17 protein-coding genes are annotated in these 18976 nt (G+C 68.0%); 16 read left to right on the forward strand and 1 reads right to left on the reverse strand.

Annotated features, from left to right (window positions below):
• Positions 1 to 5 precede the first annotated feature (5 nt).
• From JAO74_RS02365 to JAO74_RS02440, 16 genes are all read left to right on the forward strand, one after another.
• A complete protein-coding gene (locus JAO74_RS02365; RefSeq protein ID WP_199034630.1) occupies positions 6 to 1421 on the forward strand; it encodes a UDP-N-acetylmuramoyl-L-alanyl-D-glutamate--2,6-diaminopimelate ligase in 1416 nt (471 codons plus the stop codon).
• Positions 1418 to 1612, forward strand: a complete 195-nt coding sequence (locus JAO74_RS02370) for a hypothetical protein (RefSeq protein WP_199034632.1) — start codon at positions 1418 to 1420, stop codon at positions 1610 to 1612. Before JAO74_RS02365 ends, JAO74_RS02370 begins: the two co-directional genes overlap by 4 nt.
• Complete coding sequence (locus tag JAO74_RS02375; protein ID WP_199034634.1) at positions 1609 to 2964, forward strand: UDP-N-acetylmuramoyl-tripeptide--D-alanyl-D-alanine ligase; 1356 nt, start codon at positions 1609 to 1611, stop codon at positions 2962 to 2964. Before JAO74_RS02370 ends, JAO74_RS02375 begins: the two co-directional genes overlap by 4 nt.
• Positions 2964 to 4034 carry a phospho-N-acetylmuramoyl-pentapeptide-transferase gene (gene mraY / locus JAO74_RS02380; RefSeq protein ID WP_199034636.1) on the forward strand — a complete coding sequence of 357 codons (1071 nt, stop codon included), beginning with the start codon at positions 2964 to 2966 and terminating at the stop codon, positions 4032 to 4034. The genes JAO74_RS02375 and mraY overlap by 1 nt, the downstream gene beginning before the upstream one ends.
• The gene (gene murD, locus JAO74_RS02385; protein ID WP_199034638.1) at positions 4031 to 5323 is read left to right on the forward strand and encodes a UDP-N-acetylmuramoyl-L-alanine--D-glutamate ligase; all 1293 of its coding nucleotides are present in this window, start codon (positions 4031 to 4033) and stop codon (positions 5321 to 5323) included. Before mraY ends, murD begins: the two co-directional genes overlap by 4 nt.
• Positions 5320 to 6552 carry an FtsW/RodA/SpoVE family cell cycle protein gene (locus JAO74_RS02390; RefSeq protein WP_233150556.1) on the forward strand — a complete coding sequence of 411 codons (1233 nt, stop codon included), beginning with the start codon at positions 5320 to 5322 and terminating at the stop codon, positions 6550 to 6552. Before murD ends, JAO74_RS02390 begins: the two co-directional genes overlap by 4 nt.
• Positions 6549 to 7688 (forward strand): undecaprenyldiphospho-muramoylpentapeptide beta-N-acetylglucosaminyltransferase, encoded by a 1140-nt coding sequence (gene murG, locus JAO74_RS02395; RefSeq protein ID WP_199034639.1) that lies wholly within the window; start codon positions 6549 to 6551, stop codon positions 7686 to 7688. Before JAO74_RS02390 ends, murG begins: the two co-directional genes overlap by 4 nt.
• Positions 7685 to 9100, forward strand: coding sequence for a UDP-N-acetylmuramate--L-alanine ligase (murC, locus tag JAO74_RS02400; RefSeq protein ID WP_199034640.1), 1416 nt, complete (start codon positions 7685 to 7687; stop codon positions 9098 to 9100). Before murG ends, murC begins: the two co-directional genes overlap by 4 nt.
• Positions 9097 to 9297 (forward strand): hypothetical protein, encoded by a 201-nt coding sequence (locus JAO74_RS02405; protein ID WP_056525113.1) that lies wholly within the window; start codon positions 9097 to 9099, stop codon positions 9295 to 9297. Before murC ends, JAO74_RS02405 begins: the two co-directional genes overlap by 4 nt.
• Positions 9291 to 10205 (forward strand): UDP-N-acetylmuramate dehydrogenase, encoded by a 915-nt coding sequence (murB, locus tag JAO74_RS02410; RefSeq protein ID WP_233150557.1) that lies wholly within the window; start codon positions 9291 to 9293, stop codon positions 10203 to 10205. Before JAO74_RS02405 ends, murB begins: the two co-directional genes overlap by 7 nt.
• Complete coding sequence (locus tag JAO74_RS02415; RefSeq protein WP_199034641.1) at positions 10205 to 11155, forward strand: D-alanine--D-alanine ligase; 951 nt, start codon at positions 10205 to 10207, stop codon at positions 11153 to 11155. Before murB ends, JAO74_RS02415 begins: the two co-directional genes overlap by 1 nt.
• Positions 11152 to 12069: a cell division protein FtsQ/DivIB gene (locus JAO74_RS02420; RefSeq protein WP_199034642.1), complete on the forward strand. Its 918-nt coding sequence runs from the start codon at positions 11152 to 11154 to the stop codon at positions 12067 to 12069. Before JAO74_RS02415 ends, JAO74_RS02420 begins: the two co-directional genes overlap by 4 nt.
• Positions 12070 to 12091: 22 nt before the next feature.
• A complete protein-coding gene (gene ftsA, locus JAO74_RS02425) occupies positions 12092 to 13357 on the forward strand; it encodes a cell division protein FtsA (protein WP_199034643.1) in 1266 nt (421 codons plus the stop codon).
• Positions 13358 to 13461: 104 nt separating this feature from the next.
• On the forward strand, positions 13462 to 14997 hold the full coding sequence (gene ftsZ, locus JAO74_RS02430; RefSeq protein ID WP_199034644.1) for a cell division protein FtsZ: 1536 nt from the start codon (positions 13462 to 13464) through the stop codon (positions 14995 to 14997).
• 184 nt (positions 14998 to 15181) lie between these two features.
• Positions 15182 to 17278 (forward strand): SPOR domain-containing protein, encoded by a 2097-nt coding sequence (locus JAO74_RS02435; protein ID WP_199034645.1) that lies wholly within the window; start codon positions 15182 to 15184, stop codon positions 17276 to 17278.
• Positions 17279 to 17292: 14 nt separating this feature from the next.
• The gene (locus tag JAO74_RS02440; protein ID WP_199034647.1) at positions 17293 to 18459 is read left to right on the forward strand and encodes a deoxyguanosinetriphosphate triphosphohydrolase; all 1167 of its coding nucleotides are present in this window, start codon (positions 17293 to 17295) and stop codon (positions 18457 to 18459) included.
• Positions 18460 to 18545: 86 nt separating this feature from the next.
• On the opposite strand, the gene JAO74_RS02445 is transcribed toward JAO74_RS02440, so the two are convergent.
• On the reverse strand, positions 18546 to 18839 hold the full coding sequence (locus JAO74_RS02445; RefSeq protein WP_233150558.1) for a hypothetical protein: 294 nt from the start codon (positions 18837 to 18839) through the stop codon (positions 18546 to 18548).
• Positions 18840 to 18976 lie beyond the last annotated feature (137 nt).

Below are 18976 nucleotides of genomic sequence, written 5' to 3' on the forward strand. Positions count from 1 at the left end.
GCGCGATGAGGCTCGGCCAGCTGACCGGTGGCAACGAGGACGCGGCTGTCACCGGCTTCGCGATCGATCATCGCAAGGTTGCGCCGGGCACCATCTTCGGCGCCTTTCGCGGGGCACGCGTGAACGGCGAGGACTTCATCGCCGATGCCATCCGCGCCGGGGCGATCGCGGTGGTCGCCCGGCCCGAAGCGGTGGTCAAGGGCGCTGTCCACATCGTGGATGACGAACCCCGCGCCGCCTTCGCCCGCGCCGCCGCCCGCTTCTTCGGTCCGTTTCCCGATACCGTGGTGGCGGTGACCGGCACCAACGGCAAGACATCGACGGTCGAGATGGTCCGCCAGCTATGGCGGATGACCGGTCATCACGCGGCGTCGATCGGTACGCTCGGCGTCACCACGGCCGACGAACGGGTGACGACCGGGCTGACGACGCCCGATGTCGTGACGTTCCTGTCCAACGTCGCCGGGCTGGCCCGCGAGGGCGTGACGCATCTGGCCTTCGAGGCATCCAGCCACGGTCTGACGCAATACCGGACCGAGGGGCTGACGGTCGGTGCGGCGGCGTTCACCAACCTCAGTCGCGATCACCTGGACTATCACGGCGACATGGCGGCGTATCTGACCGCCAAGATGCGCTTGTTCTCCGAAGTGCTGTCGCCGGACGGCACCGCCGTCGTCTGGGCCGACGATCCGGAATCGGCTCGCGTCGTCGATCTGGCGCGCGAACGCGGCAACCGCCTCATCACCGTCGGCACGCGCGGCAGCACGCTGCGCCTCGTCGGTCGGGAACCGAGCCTGTTGGGACAAGGGCTGACGATCGAGGCGGAAGGCGCCACGCACCGCATCGAACTGCCGCTGATCGGCGCGTATCAGGCCGCCAACGCGCTCGTCGCGGCCGGCCTGGTGATCGCGACCGGCGGACCGGTCGTACCGACCTTGCAGGCGCTGGCCCGGTTGCAACCGGTACGCGGGCGGCTGGAACGCGCCGCCATCGCGAAATCCGGGGCGCCGATCTATGTCGATTACGCCCATACCCCCGATGCGCTGGAAGCGGCCATCGCGGCGCTGAAGCCCCATGCCGCCGGGCAGTTGATCGTGGTATTCGGCGCCGGTGGCGACCGCGATACCGGCAAGCGCGAACCGATGGGGCAGGTGGCGGCGGCGCAGGCCGACCGGGTGATCGTCACCGACGATAATCCGCGTGGCGAGGACGCGTCGGTCATCCGGCGGGCGGTGCTGAAGGGCGCACCCGACGCGATCGAGATCGGCGACCGCCGCACCGCCATCGCCGCCGCGATCCGCGATGCGGGGCCGGCGGACATCGTTCTGATTGCCGGCAAGGGGCATGAACAGGGACAGATCGTCGGCGACATGGTGCTGCCGTTCGATGATGTCGCCGTAGCACGGGAGTGCGTTGGATGAGGGCAGGGTTGAATTGGTCCGCGATCGAGGCGGCCGATGAGTTTGAAGGTCTGTCGGTCACCGCCGACTGGTTCCGATCCCCCAAAGACCGCAAGCTGGTGATGCCGGCCAAGACAGTCTCACCGAAAACGCGCAACGTCCCCGCCCCCGAACGCCCCAAACTCGGCCTGCGGTACGGGGCGGACGGATGAGCTTGTGGACGTCGGCCGCGATCGCCGCTGCTACCGGCGGTCGCGCCTCCGTTGATTTCACGGCAACGGGTGTCGCGTTCGACAGTCGCGAAGTCGGACCGGGCGACCTGTTCATCGCGCTGACCGGCGAAGCGACAGACGGCCACCGGTTCCTGACGCAGGCCTTCGCGCAAGGGGCCACCGGCGCGATCGTATCGGATGTATGTGACGGACCGCATGTCCGCGTCGCCGATACCTTCGCCGCGCTGGAAGACCTGGCGCGCGCATCGCGCGCCCGCACGGCAGCCAGGGTGATCGGCGTCACCGGCTCGGTCGGCAAAACGAGCGCGAAGGAAGCGCTGTACGCCTGCCTCGATCGCATCTGGCGCGGGCAGGCGCATCGATCGGTCAAAAGCTACAACAACCACACCGGTGTACCGCTCAGTCTCGCCCGGATGCCGGCCGATACCCATGCGGCGGTGTTCGAGATGGGCATGAACCACCCGGGCGAACTGGCCCATCTGACGACGCTGGTCCGACCGCACGTCGCCGTCGTCACCGCCATCGCACCGGCGCATACCGCCTTCTTCCCCGACGAAAGCGCGATCGCGGATGCCAAGGGCGAGATTTTCCGTGGCCTCGAACCGGGCGGGGTGGCGATCATCCCGTACGACAGCCCGCATCGCGACCGGCTGATCGCCGCGGCGCGACCCCATGCGGAGCGGATCGTGACGTTCGGCAGCGATCCGGCCGCCGACGTCCGCGCGATCGAGGCAGTGCGTGTGAAAAGCGGCGGCAGCTTCGTGACCGCGCGGATCGGCGACCGCGAACTGAGCTTCACCCTGTCGCAGCCCGGCGCCCATTGGGTATCGAATGCGCTCGCCGTGCTGGCGGCGGTCGATGCGGTCGGCGGCGATCTGGCGATGGCGGGACTGGCGCTGGCGGAGCTGGGTGGCTTGCCCGGTCGGGGCGCCCGCTTCGTGACGGCCGGCGACGCGCTGGTGATCGACGAAAGCTACAACGCCAATCCCGCATCGATGCGAGCGACGCTGGCGGTGTTGGCGCATGAACCCGGTCGCCATGTCGCGGTGCTGGGCGAAATGCGCGAACTGGGCGAGGCGTCGGCCGACTATCACGCCGATCTCGCCGGCCCGGTCGAGGACGCCCGCGTCGAAACGGCCATCCTGGTCGGTGAAGCGATGCGGCCTCTCGCGGAAAGGCTTGAGGGCCGGGTCGCAATCGTCCATGTGCCCGACGCTTCGATGGCGCTCGATCGGTTGCGCGCCCTGATCGCCCCCGGTGACGCGGTGCTGGTCAAGGGTTCCAACGGGGTCGGGCTGGCGCGCGTGATCGCGGGTCTGAAGGGCGGATAATGTTGTACTGGATCGCCGAGCATCTGGGTTTCCAGGGGCTGCTCAACCTCATCCGCTATCAGTCGTTCCGCACCGGTGCGGCGGTGGCGACGGCGCTGTTCATCGGCCTCATCATCGGTCCGAAATTCATCGGCTGGCTGCGCGTACGCCAGGGCAAGGGTCAGCCGATCCGTGCCGACGGGCCGCAGACGCATCTGGCCAAGCGCGGCACACCGACCATGGGCGGGCTGATGATCCTGACCGCGATGTCGCTGGCGATCCTGTTGTGGATGGATATATCCAACCCCTATGTCTGGGCGTGCCTGTTCGTGACGCTGGGGTTCGGCGCGATCGGCTTCCTCGACGATTACGACAAGGTGCGCAAAGCCACCACCGCCGGCGTGCCGGGGCGGGTGCGCCTGTTACTGGAATTCATCATCGCCGGCATCGCGGCCTGGATCATCATGCGCCAGAACGGCACGGGCCTGTACCTGCCCTTCACCAACCGCATGTATATCGAACTCTGGTATTTCTACCCGCTGTTCGCCGCCTTCACCATCGTCGCGTTCGGCAATGCGGTGAACCTGACCGATGGACTGGACGGCCTCGCCACCATGCCGGTGATCATCGCCAGCGTCGCGTTCATGGTGATCGTGTATCTGGCCGGTAACGTGAAATTCGCCGAGTATCTGGGTATCCAGCATGTGCCGGGTGCCGGCGAACTCGCGATCTTCTGCGGCGCCGTCGTTGGCGCGGGCCTTGCCTTCCTGTGGTTCAACGCCCCGCCGGCTGCCGTCTTCATGGGCGACACCGGCAGCCTCGCGCTGGGCGGCGCGCTCGGCACCATCGCGGTGGTCGCGCATCACGAGATCGTGCTGGGCATCATCGGCGGCCTGTTCGTAGTCGAGGCGATGAGCGTCATCATCCAGGTCTTCTTCTACAAGCGCACCGGCCGCCGCGTGTTCAAGATGGCGCCGATCCACCATCATTTCGAACAGCTCGGCTGGAGCGAGCCGACCGTCGTCATCCGCTTCTGGATCATCGCGTTCGTGCTGGCGCTCGCCGGCCTTTCGACGTTGAAGCTGCGGTGATCGTCGCCTCCGCCTGGAGCGGCAAGCGCTATGCCGTGCTGGGGCTGGCACGTTCGGGGCTGGCGACGGTCGCGGCGCTGGCATCGGCCGGCGCGCATGTCGTGGCATGGGATACGGACCCCGCCGCGCGTGAGCGGGCAGCGGCGATCGACGGGGTCATCATTCACGATCTCGCCGACCTGCGTCTGGACGGTGCCGCCGGTCTGGTCGTCTCGCCCGGCGTCCCCCTCAACACCCACCCGCTCGTCGCCGCCGCCCGCGCCGCGGGCGTACCCGTCATCGGCGACATCGAACTGTTCGCCGAAGCGCGTGCCGACCTGCCGCCGCACAAGGTCGTCGGCATCACGGGCACCAACGGCAAGTCGACCACGACCGCGCTCATCAAGCATCTCTGCGACACCGCCGGCCTGCCGACGCTGATGGGCGGCAATATCGGCCTGCCGATCCTGGGTGCGGAGCCGCTGCCGGATGGTGGCGTCTATGTGCTGGAACTGTCGAGCTATCAGATCGACCTGACGCAAAGTCTCGATTGCGACGTTGCGGTGTTGTTGAACATCACGCCCGATCATCTCGATCGCTATGACGGGTTCGACGGCTATGCCGCCTCGAAGGCCCGGCTGTTCGCGATGCAGTCGGCGACGCACGACGCGGTGATCGGCATCGGCGACGCCCCCTCGGCAGCGATCGCGCGGTCGTTATCCGCTCGCGGCGAACATCTGACGAAGATTGCGCCGGGCGTCTGCATGGACCAGCGCGGCTGGCCGTCGCTGCAAGGGCCGCACAACGCCCAGAACGCGCTCGCCGCTATCGCCGTCGCACAGGCGCTGGGGATCGCGGAGGTCGATATCGACCGGGGTCTCGCCAGCTTCCGCGGCCTGCCGCACCGGATGGAACAGATCGGCAGCGTCGGCGGGGTCGCCTATGTCGATGATTCCAAGGCGACCAACCCCGAAAGCGCCGCCCCGGCGCTCGCCGCCTACCCCCGAGTCCACTGGATCGTCGGCGGACGCGCCAAGGGCGACGATCTCGACGCCTGCGCGCCCTCGTTCGGCCATGTCGTGAAGGTGTACACCATCGGCGAGGCGGGACCGCGTTTCGCCACCGTCCTCGCTCCCCACATGCCGGTCGAACAAGCTGGCACGCTCGCCGCCGCCGTCGCCAGCGCCGCGTCGCAGGCGAAACCGGGCGAGGTGGTTCTCCTGTCGCCAGCCTGTGCTAGCTTCGATCAGTTCCGCGATTATGAGGAGCGGGGGGCCGCGTTCCGCGCGGCGGTGGAGGCGCTGACATGACGGATATGCGGGCCGGCGACGGCAAGGGCGCGCGCTTGATGGCGCAGGTGAAGCGGCGCGGCGGGCGTGGCGATCGATCGCCGCTCGGCACGTGGTTCTGGGACATCGACCGGATGCTCCTGCTGCTGACGCTGTTCCTGATCGCGATCGGCCTGATCGCGGTGGCGGCCGCCAGCCCCGCCTCGGCGGTTCGCTATTCGGGCGACAAGCACAAGATCGCGCCGCTCTATTACTTCTGGCGTCAGCTGATGTGGGTCGGCGTGTCGCTGCCCGTGCTGTTCGGCGTGTCGATGCTGCCCGTCACGGTGGCGCGGCGGTTCGCGGTCATGGGGGCGGGGCTATTCACGCTCCTGCTCGCGCTCACACCGCTGATCGGGGTCGAGGTGAACGGGGCGAAACGCTGGATCGGCTATGGCTTCGCCCAGTTCCAGCCATCGGAATTTCTGAAGCCGCTGTTCATCGTCACGATCGCGTGGCTGCTGTCGCTGAAGGCCAAGGATCAGGAACTGCCGACCGTGCTGATGACCGGCACCATCACCGCCGGCATCGCCTTCGTCCTGATGATGCAGCCCGATTTCGGCCAGACGGTGGTCTTCTGTTCGGTCTGGATGGCGTTGTTGATGATCGCCGGCACGCCGACGAAGGTGCTGGTCGGTCTGGCCGCGATGGTCCCGGCCGGACTGGTGGCGGCGTATCTGTTCTATGGCACCGCTCGCCAGCGGATCGACGCGTTCCTGTTTCCGGGCATCGAAGGCGAAGGCGCGGCGGACCATTTTCAGGTCGACGCCGCGCATCGCACGCTGACGGCGGGCGGCTGGACCGGCACCGGGCCGGGCGGCGGCTCTGTGAAGTTCGGCCTGCCCGAGGCGCATACCGATTACATCTTCTCGGTGATCGGTGAGGAATTCGGCCTGATCGCCTGCGCCGTGATAGCGGTCATCTTCTTGGCGATCGTCGTTCGTGTATTCGTCAAGCTGCTGGACGAACAGGACGAATTCAAGCTGCTCGCCGCCTCCGGCCTCGCCACCCAGTTCGGGATGCAGGCGCTGGTGTCGATGGCGGTCAATACCGGCATGGCCCCGTCAAAGGGCATGACGTTGCCCTTCATCAGCTATGGCGGGTCGTCGATGATCGCGCTGTCGGTGGGCATGGGCTTGCTGCTGGCGTTCACCCGGCGCAATCCGTTCCTGACGCGGTCGCCTTATGTGGTCCGCTGGAGCGGCGAATGACGAAGCATTACGTATTGGCGGCCGGCGGCACCGGCGGTCACATGGTCCCGGCGGCGGCGCTGGCGGCCGAACTGATGAAGCGCGGGCATCACGTCGCGCTGGTATCCGACGCGCGCGGCGTGCGCTTTCCGGAACTGTTCGACGGTGTTCAGACCCATGTCCTGCCGGCCGGCCGGTTCGCCGGCGGTCCGCTCGGCTATGCCAGGGCGTTGCGCGAGATGTGGCGCGGCCGGGCGATGGCGCGCGAACTGTACAAGACGTTCCGGCCGGCCGCGGTGATCGGCTTCGGCGGCTATCCGGCGATGCCCGCATTGCTCGCGGCCTTTGCGCACAAGATTCCGACCGCAGTGCATGAGCAGAATGCGGTGCTGGGCCGCGTCAACCGCCTCGTCGCCCGCCGCGTCGATGCGATCGCGACGTCGTACGAACGCACCGAGCGCCTGCCCGAAAAGCTGATCGCCAAGACCCACCTCGTCGGTAATCCGGTGCGTGAGGCGGTACTGGCGCTGCGCACGCGCCCCTATCCGCTGCTGGAGGAGGACGGCATCTTCCGCGTGCTGGTGACCGGCGGCAGCCAGGGCGCCAGCGTCCTCAGCCAGGTGGTGCCCGATGGCCTCGCGATGCTGCCGCCGACCTTCCGCCGCCGCTTGCAGGTGACGCATCAGGCACGGATCGAGGATATCGACGCCGCCCGCGCGCAATATGCCGAACACCAGATCGCGGCCGAACTGGCGACATACCTGCCCGACATGCCCGAACAACTGGCCTGGGCGCATCTGGTCATCGGTCGCGCCGGCGCCTCGACCATCGCCGAACTGACCGCCGCGGGGCGGCCCGCGATCCTTGTGCCGCTGCCGTCCGCGACCGACGATCATCAAACTGTCAATGCGCGCGAGATGACCGATGTCGGCGGCGCCCGCACGATCCCGCAACAGAAATTCACCGCCGTGGAACTCGCCAAGCAGATGCAGAAACTGGGTCTCGACCCCGCCGCCCTCGAAAACGCCGCCGGCCGCGCGCGCAGCATCGGTCGCCCCTATGCGGTCAGCGACCTCGCCGATCTGGTCGAAAGCCTGGACGCCCCGCGCGCCCGTCTGCCGGTAACGACCCGCCAGCCAAAGGCCGCTTACGCATGAGGGGTGTCGCAACCGACATCGGCACGATCCACTTCGTCGGCATCGGCGGCATCGGCATGTCCGGCATCGCCGAGGTGATGAAGAATCTCGGTTATGCCGTGCAGGGTTCCGACGTGGCGGAGGGCTATGTCGTGCAGGGCCTGCGCGACAAGGGCATCCCCGTCGCGATCGGACACAATGCGGCCAATATCGGCGATGCCGCCGTCGTCGTCGTCTCGACCGCGATCGTGCGTTCGAATCCAGAGGTCGAGGCGGCGCTGGAACGCCGCGTGCCCGTCGTCCGCCGGGCAGAGATGCTGGCCGAACTGATGCGCCTGAAATCCACCGTCGCGGTAGCCGGCACGCATGGCAAGACCACGACGACGTCGATGGTCGCCGCGCTGCTCGATGCCGGTGGCGTCGATCCCACCGTCATCAACGGCGGCATCATCAACAGCTATGGCTCCAACGCCCGGCTCGGGGCCAGCGACTGGATGGTCGTGGAGGCGGACGAGAGCGACGGCAGCTTCCTGCGCCTCGACGGCACGATCGCGGTCGTGACCAACATCGATCCCGAACATCTCGATCATTACGGATCGTTCGATGCGGTGAAGGATGCGTTCGTCGAATTCGTCGAGAACGTGCCCTTCTATGGCGCCGCACTGTTGTGCCTCGACCATCCCGAGGTGCAGAACATCCTGCCACGTGTCCGCGATCGCCGGGTCGTGACCTATGGTTTCTCCGCGCAGGCGGACGTGCGCGGCGTCAACGTGACGCCGATACCGGGCGGCAACCGCTTCGAATGCATCGTGCGGGGCCGCGATGGCGCGACGCGTTCGATCGAGGGGATCGAGATGCCGATGCCCGGCCGTCACAATGTCCAGAACGCGCTGGCCGCGATCGGCGTCGCACTGGAAATGGGCATCGACGACGCGACCATCCAGAACGGTTTCGCCAAATTCGGCGGCGTGAAGCGGCGCTTCACCAAGGTGGGTGAGGTGGCCGGTGCCACCATCATCGACGATTATGGCCATCACCCCGTCGAAATCCGCGCCGTGCTCGCCGCCGCCCGCGAAGGCGCGCAGGGCCGCGTGATCGCGGTCGTGCAGCCGCATCGTTTCACGCGGCTCGGCAATCTGATGGAGGACTTTCAGACCGCGTTCAACGACGCCGATCGCGTGCTGGTGACGCCGGTCTACGCCGCGGGTGAGGAGCCGATCGACGGCGTCGATGCCGAGGCACTCGTCGCGGGCCTGAAACGACGCGGCCACCGCCATGCTGGCGTGGTGGCGGATGCCGATGCGCTGGCCGACGAACTCGCGACGACGATCGAGGCCCATGATATGATCGTCTGTCTGGGGGCCGGCGACATCACCAAATGGGCGGCGTCGCTCGCGCCGGCGATCGAGGCGAAAAGAGGATCGGGCCGATGAACGACTGGCTGAAAGCATCGATGGACCTGCAAAAGCAGATGCTCGACGCGCAGAAACAGGCGCTGAACATGGGCCAGCAGGCGGTCGACAATGGCGACGCGCTGGTGAAGGCGCAGGAGGCATCGCGCAAGGCGGCCGAAGCCAATCTGGCCGCGTGGCAGGCATGGACGCGACTATGGGGCGTCGGCCCATGGTGACGGCCGCCGCCGATCTGTCCCCGACGATGCCCCAGGTGCGCGGCCGGCTGACCCGGTCCGCGCCGCTGGCGCCGCTCGTCTGGTTCAAGACCGGCGGCCCGGCCGACTGGCTGTTCGAGCCGGCGGATGTCGATGACCTCTCCGCTTTCCTCGCCGCGCTCGATCCGGCGCTGCCGGTCTGGCCGCTGGGGCTGGGATCGAACCTGATCGTTCGCGATGGCGGGATGCCCGGCGTCACCGTACGGCTCGGCAAGCCCTTCGCCTTCGCCCGCACGGCGGATGACGGCGTCACCATGACCTGTGGCGGCGGCACGTCCGGCATCCTCGTCGCCTCCACCGCGCGTGACGCCGGCATCGCCGGGGTGGAGTTCCTGCGCTCGATCCCCGGCACCGTCGGCGGCTTCGTGCGGATGAACGGTGGCGCCTATGGTCGTGAGGTCGCCGACGTGCTGATCGCCTGCGTCGTGGTGCTGCGCGACGGCACCGTGAAGCCGATGACGGTGGATCAACTGGGCTACACCTACCGTCATTCCGACCTGCCCGATGGCGCGATCGTGATCGAGGCGACCTTCCGTGGCACCCCCGGCGATCCCGCCGCGATCGGTGCCGAGATGGATCGCATCGCCGCCGAGCGCGAGGCATCGCAGCCGCTGCGCAGCCGCACAGGCGGGTCGACCTTCAAGAACCCGCCCGGCCACAAGGCATGGGCGCTGATCGACGCCGCCGGCTGTCGCGGTCTGACCCGCGGCGATGCGCAGGTGTCGGAAAAACACTGTAATTTCCTGCTGAACCTCGGCAGTGCCTCTTCCGCCGAGATCGAGGCGCTGGGCGAGGAAGTCCGCGAACGCGTGAAGGCGCAATCGGGCGTGACACTGGAATGGGAAATCCAGCGGGTGGGATTGAAGTGATGAGCGATATTCAGACCCTTCACATCGCCGTCCTGATGGGCGGCTGGTCGGCCGAACGGTCCGTCTCGCTGCAATCGGGCGCGGGCGTCGCCGACGCGCTGGAATCGCTCGGCCACCGCGTCACCCGCATCGACATGGACCGCGACGTCGCCGCGCGCCTCGCCGACACGAAGCCCGATCTCGTCTTCAACGCGCTGCACGGCACCCCAGGCGAGGATGGCAGCGTGCAGGGCCTGATGGACCTGATGGGCGTCACCTATACGCATTCCGGCCTCGCCACCTCGGTCATCGCGATCGACAAGGTGCTGACGAAGCAGGCGCTGGTGCCGAACGGCGTGCCGATGCCCGGCGGCCGTATCGTGCAGTCCGCCGACCTGTTCGAACGCGACCCGCTGCCACGTCCCTATGTGCTGAAACCCGTCAACGAAGGTTCGTCGGTCGGCGTCGCGATCGTGACGGCGGACGGCAATTACGGCGATCCGATCGCTCCCGACGCGACGGGTCCGTGGCAGGAATTCGAGGAATTGCTCGCCGAGCCATACATTCGCGGTCGCGAACTGACGACGGCGGTGCTGGGCAACCGCGCGCTGGGCGTCACCGAACTGATCCCGAAGAACGGCTGGTATGATTTCGACGCGAAATACACCGACGGCCTGACCGAGCATGTCTGTCCGGCACACATCCCCGATGACATCGCCGATGCCTGCAAGGCACTGGCGCTGGAGGCGCACCGGCTGCTCGGTTGCAAGGGCGCCAGCCGCTCCGATTTCCGCTGGGACGACGAACGCGGCGTCGATGGCCTGTTCCTGCTCGAAGTGAATACCCAGCCCGGCATGACCCCGCTCAGCCTCGTCCCCGAACAGGCGCGGCACATCGGCATGAGCTATCCGCAACTGGTGCAGGCGATCGTCGACGAGGCGATGGCCGACCGGAAGGTCATATCGGGATGAGCCGGACGATCAAGCGCGGCACCCCGCCCAAGCGGCCCGCTCCCCGGCGCAAGCAGCCGGTGAAAAAGGTATCGATGATCGACCGGATCGTCGCGCGTCTGCCCGTCAGCGAGGAGACGCTTCGTCGCGCCGTGACATGGACGATCACCGGTATCGCGGGCGTGTCGGTCGTCGTGGCGGCGACGTGGATCGGCATCCCCGGCATGATCGGCGCGGCGCTGGCGGAGACTGCCGGGCAGGCGGGGTTCCGGGTCCAGCAGATCGAGATCACCGGGCTGAAACGGATGGACCGCATGTCCGTCTATGCCGTCGCGCTCGATCAGCAGAGCCGGGCGATGCCGCTCGTCGATCTGGAATCGGTGCGGCAGAATTTGTTGCGCTATGGCTGGATCGCCGATGCGCACGTGTCACGACGGCTGCCCGATACGTTGCTGATCGATATCGTCGAACGCACGCCGGCGGCGGTGTGGCAGGATCGCGGCGAACTGACGCTGATCGATGCGCAGGGCGTGCTGCTCGAACCGGTGCGGCCCGATGCGATCCCGGCGTTGCCGCTGGTGATCGGCCCCGGCGCCGATCGACAGGAAGCGAATTATCAGGCGCTGCTCGCCGCCGCACCCGCGCTCAAACCGCGGATCAAGGCGGCAACGTGGATCGGCAATCGCCGCTGGGACCTGACGTTCGAAAGCGGCGAAGTGCTCGCGCTCCCCGAAGAGGGCGCACCGCGGGCGCTGGTTCGGTTTGCGGAACTGGACGGTGCGCGGCCGCTGCTGGGGCGCGGCTGGCTGCGCTTCGATATGCGCGATCCGGCGAAGCTGGTTGCACGCAAGCCCGGTATCGACCAGAATCACGCATTGGCCGATCCGTCGGATGCGGGTGGTGTAGCGGAACCGGTGGGGGTGGACGCCGGGTGATGCACGTTGGGGGGACAGAGACATGGCCAAGGTAGCACCCGAGGGACTGATTACCGCGCTCGACATCGGCTCGTCCAAGGTGTCCGCGATGATCGCGACGCGCGGTGACGGCGGCGAATTGATCGTGCTCGGCACCGGCCAGCGCGAAAGCCGCGGCGTCAAGCGCGGCTACATCGCCGACATGGCCGCGACCGAGGCGGCGGTCCGCGAAGCGGTGGAGCAGGCCGAACGCATCGCTGGCCTCAATATCGAGAATGTCTGGGTCGGCTTCTCCGCCGGCGGGCTGGTGTCCGACGTCGCCGAGGTCGAATTCGAACTGGGCGGCCACCGCGTGGAGCAGGGCGATATCGACGCGCTGCTGGCCGCGGGTCGCCAGTCGATCGATCCGCAGGGCCGCATGGTGCTGCACGCACAGCCCGCGCTCTACACGCTCGATGGGCTGACCGGCGTGAAGAAGCCGCTGGGTCTCCACGCCGACCGGCTGGGCGTCCACATCCATGTCGTCGCGGCGGATGGATCGCCCGTGCGCAACCTCGACCTGTGCGTCCGTTCCGCGCATCTGGAAGTGAAGTCGATCATCGCCTCGCCCGTCGCCACCGGCCTTGCCTGCCTGAGCGAGGAGGAGCGCGAACTGGGCGTCGCCCTGGTCGAGATGGGGGCAGGGATCACCAACGTCTCGCTGTTCGCCGGCGGCATGCTGGTCGGCCTGTGCTCGCTGCCGATGGGCGCGGCGGATATCACCGACGATATCGCCTCCGCCTTCGGCACGCGCCGGCAGCAGGCGGAGCGGATGAAGTGCTTCCACGGTTCGGCCAACGCCTCGCCGCGCGACAATCACGACATGATCCCGGTCATGCCGATCGCCGCCGAGGATGACGAGCACGCCGGCATGCAGATCACCAAGGCGCAGCTGATCGGCGTGATCCGGCAGCGGCTGGAACACCAGATGGGCGAGGTGCGAAAGGCGCTGACCCAGTTGAAGTTCGAAGGGCCGGTGGGTCGTCAGGTGGTGCTGACCGGCGGCGGTGCCGAATTGAAGGGTGTGGCCGATTACGCGCAACAGGCGCTCGGCCGCTCGGTACGGCTCGGCCGGCCGCGTGGATTGACCGGCCTGCCGGAGGCCCATGGCGGTCCCGCCTTTGCAACACTGGCCGGCCTGGCCTTTTACGCGGCAACCGATCCGATCGATCTGCGGGCGGTGGCGCCGGCCGGGCAGACCGTGCATCGACCCAGCAAGGGCATGGGTCTGTTCCGCAAGTTGATCCAGGCGGCGCGCGCGAACTATTGACGACGCGCTTTTCGGCTGGCGGCGCGCGCCATGTCGGGTAAAAGAGTTCTTAAGGTCCCGGACAGGCGCATCATGATTTCGGGTACGGCGGAGACATATTGGCGATGAGCATCGAATTCCTGGCACCCGAGGTGGATGAGCTGACCCCGCGTATCGCGGTGATCGGCGTGGGCGGCGCCGGCGGCAACGCGATCGCCAACATGATGCGTGCCGATGTGCAGGGCGTCGACTTCCTGGTCACCAACACCGACGCGCAGGCGCTGAAGTCGTCCACCGCACCGCACCGCATTCAGTTGGGCGCCAAGATCACGCAGGGGCTGGGTGCGGGCAGCCGCCCCGAAATCGGCCGCGCCGCCGCCGAGGAGACGATCGACCAGCTCGCCAAGCTGCTCGAAGGCGCGCACATGTGCTTCATCGCCGCCGGCATGGGCGGCGGCACGGGCACCGGTGCCGCGCCGGTGATCGCCAAGGCGGCCCGCGACATGGGTATCCTGACCGTCGGCGTCGTCACCAAGCCGTTCGCGTTCGAGGGCAATCGCCGCGCCAAGTCCGCCGAGGGCGGGATCGAGGAGCTGCAGAAGTACGTCGATACGCTGATCGTCATCCCCAACCAGAACCTGTTCCTGATCGCCAACGCCAACACGACGTTCAAGGAAGCGTTCGAGATGGCCGACGAGGTCCTGCAACAGGGCGTTCGCGGCATCACCGACCTGATGGTCATGCCCGGCCTCATCAACCTCGACTTCGCCGACGTCCGCTCGGTGATGCAGGAGATGGGCAAGGCGATGATGGGCACCGGCGAGGCGTCCGGCGACAACCGCGCGCTGGAAGCCGCGCAGAAGGCGATCGCCAATCCGCTGCTCGACGGCGTGTCGATGCAGGGGGCCAAGGGTGTCATCATCTCGATCACCGGCGGCGACGACATGCGCCTGCTCGAAGTCGACGAAGCCGCCAACCACATTCGCGATCTGGTCGATCCCGATGCCAACATCATCTGGGGTTCGGCGTTCAATCCCGATCTGGAAGGCAAGATTCGCGTGTCCGTGGTCGCCACCGGTATAGAGGCGATCGAGCGGCCGATGGCCCCCGCCGCCCCGGCCGGCACGTCGACCAGCTTCAGCTTCGGTGGCCCGCGCCGTTCGGACGAAACGCCGTCCTTCCGTCCCAGCACCGAACCTGCCGCCGCTCTGCCGACGCCCGCACCCGCGCCGACGCCGGCCGCACCGCCCGCCGCCGCTGCCGCACCAGCCGACTCGGCGAGTGATGGCGACGAACTGGTCCTGGGTGCCGACACGATCGTGACGCCGCCGGCGCCGCCGCCCGCCGCACCCGTGGTTCCCCGCTATGCCGACGCCGTGCCGGTTCCAGCGCCGACCCCCGCGCCGGCGACGGCCGCCGCGCCGACGCTGGGCGTGCCGATGCCGGCCGCCGACGAGGGCGGCACACGCCGCCGCTGGATCGCACCGGGCAACGATGTGCCGGCTGCCGCCGAACCGGCCGCTGTCCCGCGCGTGAAGCTGGGCGGTACGCTGTTCGAGCGGATGTCCAACGCGGCGCGCGGTGCGGCACGTGAGGATGACGACAAGCCGGCCGAGCCGCTCGATATCCCACGTTTCCTGCACCGCCAGAACAATCAGTAACGGTTCCATCGCCGGAATCGACAAGCCCCACGCCGAACACCGATCGGCGTGGGGCTTGTCGATGGCGATCGATCCGTCCGTCGTCGCGTAACGTCATTCGCCGCCCGCACCCCCCGCTTCGTCGCGGGGCCGGATGCCGGACATTGCCGGTTCAGCTCCGTTCGGCTGTAGCGATCGAGGTCTCATGAAACTGCCGATCTCCTCCGCCCTTGCCGTCATCCTGGCGATGGCCGCCGCCGCCCCGCCGCTACTTGCGCAGGAAGTGGTCCAGCCGCTCGGCCTGACCGACGCTGACCTGCTCGCCACCCAGATGCGTCAGATCGCCGCCAATCCGCGCGATGTAGATGCGCTGGCGCAGGCGGGCGAACTGTCGATCAAGCTGGGCGATCTCAGCGCCGCCGCGTCGTTGTTCGCCCGTGCCGACAAGATCGATCCCCGCAACGCGCGGGTGAAGGCCGGCATGGGGTCTATTCTTGTCCGGTCGGAACGGCCGGGCGAAGCGCTGCGCTTCTTCGATCAGGCGGAGAAAGCTGGCCTGTCGCCCAGCCGCTTCGCCGCTGATCGTGGCCTAGCCTATGATCTGATCGGCCAGCAGGACCGGGCGCAGCGCGATTATCGCATCGCGCTGGCCAATGGCAGCGATGACGAGACGGTCCGCCGCTATGCGCTGTCGCTGGGCATTTCCGGTCGACAGGCGCAAGCGCTGCAACAGCTCGATCCGCTGGTCCGGAAACAGGATCGCGCCGGCTGGCGGGCACAGGCTTTCGTGCTGGCCATGAACGGCGACACTGCCGCCGCCGCCAAGATCGCCACGACGATGATGCCGGCCGGCATGGCGCAGGGCCTGACCGCCTTTTTCCAGCGGCTGCCGACGCTCTCGCCGATCGACCGCGCCTTCGCGGTGCATTTCGGTGAAATCTATCCCACCCCCGAGCGCCTGGCGGACGCGAAGCTGATCCCCGCGCTGCCGGCGTTCGTCCCCGATACCGTCGCGCCGCCGGTACAGGTGGCCGCGGTGACACCCGTGGTCGATCGCCGTCGGGATACCCGGTCGCGCGACACGCGCAGCACCCGACCCGCCGCCACGGCTGCCCCGGTCGTTACCGCGCAACCGGCGACGAACGTCACGCAGGTGGCGGCAGCGCCGGTAACGGTCGCGCCGGTCGTCGCCACTCCCACTCCAGTCCCCGCGACACCGGCCATCGTCATGGCCGCCCCGCGCGCCGTCGTGCAGCCGGTGCCGCAACAACCCGTGTCACGCCCCGTCGAGGTCGCCGCCGCGACGACGGTCACTCCTCGTACCGTCGATCGCGTCGCCCCCGTCCAGTCCAGCGCGGCAACCCAGCGCGCCGATTCGGTGCTCGCGCGGATCGTCGCCAGCCTGTCGATCCCCGCGTCCGAACTCGGCGTCGTCGAACCCCCGCGCGCCGTGACCAATGTGGCCGCGGCACCCACCTCCGACGCGGGTCGCCGCGTCGTCGCCGAGGCATCGGCCAAGGAGGCGCGTGATACGCAGGTCCGCCGCGTCGTCGCCGCCAAACTGACCGGCGATGCCAAGGCCGACGACGTCACACCAACCCGCGCTGGCCGTCGACCGGTCGTGGCCGAAGTGGAGCCCGTCCCGAAGACCGCCGCCGGCCGCCGTGCCGCCGCCCGCAAGGCTGCCGCTGCCGCCAGGGAAGAGGCCGCGCTCGCGGCCGTCGCCGACGTCGAAGCGGAGCCGAAGACCGCCGCCGGTCGCCGCGCCGCCGCGCGCAAGGCTGCCGCTGCCGCCAGGGAAGAGACGGTACTGGAAACGGCGGACGCCGAACCCGTGCCCAAGACGGCTGCCGGTCGCCGTGCCGCTGCCCGCAAGGCTGCCGCGGCGGCAAAGGAAGAAGCGGCGGCGCAGACGCCCGCCGAACGCCGCGCCGCCGCTCGCGTCGCGCTGGCCGAAAAGAAAAAGACCGCCGAGACCAAGGTGCTGGCCGATAAAGCTGCGGCCGAGAAGAAGGCCGCCCGCGCCAATCCCGCCCGCGTCTGGGTGCAGGTGGCCAGCGGTGCGAACGAAGGCGATCTCGCCAAGGCATGGACCGGTGCCAAGGCAAAGGCGCCGGCGGTGCTGGGCACGCGCGGTGGCTATACGCTGCCGTTCCGCGCCACCAATCGCGTCCTGACCGGTCCGTTCAAGACCGATGCCGAGGCCCGCGCCTTCGTCAATCAGCTCGCGAAAAAGGGCGTGGCGGGCTTCCCCGTCACGACCGAGGCGGGTCAGCAGGTCGCCCGTCTGCCGGGCAAGTGACGACGACGCCCGCCATGATCGTCCGCGCGCCCTACGCCGCAGACCCGGCATTCAGTCGCGGCCGATTGCACGCCGAGGAGGGGGACGGCGTGCGTGGTCCCCGCGACGCGTTCCAGCGCGATCGCGACCGGGTGATCCACTCGATCAGTTTCCGCCGTCTGCGCCACAAGACGCAGGTGTTCATGGCACCCGATGGCGACCATTTCCGCGTCCGGCTGACGCATAGCATCGAGGTCGCGCAGATCGGTCGCGCCATCGCTCGTGCGCTCGGCCTGAACGAGGACCTGACCGAGGCCCTGTGCCTCGCGCACGATATCGGCCATCCGCCGTTCGGCCATGCCGGCGAGGATGCGTTGAAGGCGGCGATGGCCACCGCGGGCGGCTTCGACCATAATGGCCATACGCTGCGCACCCTGACCGAGATCGAGCGGCCCTATCCATTATGGAACGGTCTGAACCTCAGCTGGGAGACGCTGGAGGGGCTGGCCAAGCATAACGGCCCGGTTCGCCACCCCGGCTGGGCACTGGTGGCGGCGGATACGGCGTTCCCGCTCGATCTGGCGGGCTGGTCCTCGCTGGAGGCACAGGTGGCGGCGATCGCCGACGACATCGCCTATGACAATCACGACATCGACGATGGCTTGCGCGCCGGCCTGCTGACGCTCGACCAGTTGATGGCGCAGCCGCTGGTAGCGCGGACCTGGGTCGCGGTCCGCGCGCGCTTTCCGACCGTCGATGAAACCCGGCTGGCCCGCGAGCTGATCCGCAGCCAGATAGGCGAGATGGTGACCGACCTGATTGCCGAAACGCAACGGCGGATCGCCGACAGCGGCGTGACGAGTGCCGATGATGTGCGGCAGGCGGGCAGGGCGCTGGTCGGCTTCTCCGATGCGCTCCGGATCGAGGAGCGTGACCTGAAGCGCTTCATGTACGCCAATCTCTATCACCACCCTCGCCAGCTGGAGGCGGCCGAGGCGGCGCATCGCATCGTCACCGGGTTGTTCGCCGTCTATGCCACGCAGGCCGACACCATTCCGATCGAATGGCGCGATCGCTTGCCCGATCAGGAGCCAGCGCGCAGCCGTCATATCGCGGATTTCGTCGCCGGCATGACTGATCGCTACGCCATCGCCCGCTATCGTGAACTGATCGGACCGATCGACCTGCCCGAAGGCTTCTGACCGCCTCCCTCCGGCGTGGGCCAGATACGAAAAGGGCCTCCCCGGCACGATGCCGGGAAGGCCCTTTTCGTCAGGATGTCGAACGCTTAGCGGCCGGTGGCAGCCATGCCGCCGGCAGCGCCGCGAGCTTCCGCCGTGCGGAATGCGACGTTGGTGTTGCCCGACGTGCCGGTGACGCGGCCGTCCTTCACCACCAGATGAAACGGTGCGTTGCCCGGCAGGCGGTGACCGCTGATGACCTTGCGGCCATGGTCGTCGGATGTCTTGTACACGTAGGTGTAACCCTCGTGCTGGAAGCTCTGCTCGCCCTCGGCGGCCGACACCGGCGTGGCGGCGGTGAAGATGATGGCGGAAGCGGTCAGGAAAATAGCAGTACGCATGATCGTGTTCCTCGCTGGAAGGGCGTGGCGCCCGATCAGGTCCTCTTTATGTCGTTGGACACACAAATATTGCGGTGCAGCATGGCTGACAATTGCAAAGGTCCGGGATCGCGATTGCACAGGATGCATCCGCATTT

Source organism: Sphingomonas mollis (assembly GCF_016427505.1).
In the GTDB taxonomy this organism is placed as follows: Bacteria; Pseudomonadota; Alphaproteobacteria; order Sphingomonadales; family Sphingomonadaceae; genus Sphingomonas; species Sphingomonas mollis.

Bases quoted from the DNA above. Each gene is read 5' to 3' on its own strand.
- JAO74_RS02445 (WP_233150558.1), bottom strand. From the start codon at position 18,839: ATGCGTACTGCTATTTTCCTGACCGCTTCCGCCATCATCTTCACCGCC.
- JAO74_RS02435 (WP_199034645.1), top strand. From the start codon at position 15,182: ATGAAACTGCCGATCTCCTCCGCCCTTGCCGTCATCCTGGCGATGGCC.
- JAO74_RS02370 (WP_199034632.1), top strand. From the start codon at position 1,418: ATGAGGGCAGGGTTGAATTGGTCCGCGATCGAGGCGGCCGATGAGTTT.
- JAO74_RS02440 (WP_199034647.1), top strand. From the start codon at position 17,293: ATGATCGTCCGCGCGCCCTACGCCGCAGACCCGGCATTCAGTCGCGGC.
- murC (WP_199034640.1), top strand. From the start codon at position 7,685: ATGAGGGGTGTCGCAACCGACATCGGCACGATCCACTTCGTCGGCATC.
- murB (WP_233150557.1), top strand. From the start codon at position 9,291: ATGGTGACGGCCGCCGCCGATCTGTCCCCGACGATGCCCCAGGTGCGC.
- mraY (WP_199034636.1), top strand. From the start codon at position 2,964: ATGTTGTACTGGATCGCCGAGCATCTGGGTTTCCAGGGGCTGCTCAAC.
- JAO74_RS02365 (WP_199034630.1), top strand. From the start codon at position 6: ATGAGGCTCGGCCAGCTGACCGGTGGCAACGAGGACGCGGCTGTCACC.
- JAO74_RS02420 (WP_199034642.1), top strand. From the start codon at position 11,152: ATGAGCCGGACGATCAAGCGCGGCACCCCGCCCAAGCGGCCCGCTCCC.
- JAO74_RS02405 (WP_056525113.1), top strand. From the start codon at position 9,097: ATGAACGACTGGCTGAAAGCATCGATGGACCTGCAAAAGCAGATGCTC.
- JAO74_RS02415 (WP_199034641.1), top strand. From the start codon at position 10,205: ATGAGCGATATTCAGACCCTTCACATCGCCGTCCTGATGGGCGGCTGG.
- JAO74_RS02375 (WP_199034634.1), top strand. From the start codon at position 1,609: ATGAGCTTGTGGACGTCGGCCGCGATCGCCGCTGCTACCGGCGGTCGC.
- ftsZ (WP_199034644.1), top strand. From the start codon at position 13,462: ATGAGCATCGAATTCCTGGCACCCGAGGTGGATGAGCTGACCCCGCGT.
- JAO74_RS02390 (WP_233150556.1), top strand. From the start codon at position 5,320: ATGACGGATATGCGGGCCGGCGACGGCAAGGGCGCGCGCTTGATGGCG.
- ftsA (WP_199034643.1), top strand. From the start codon at position 12,092: ATGGCCAAGGTAGCACCCGAGGGACTGATTACCGCGCTCGACATCGGC.
- murG (WP_199034639.1), top strand. From the start codon at position 6,549: ATGACGAAGCATTACGTATTGGCGGCCGGCGGCACCGGCGGTCACATG.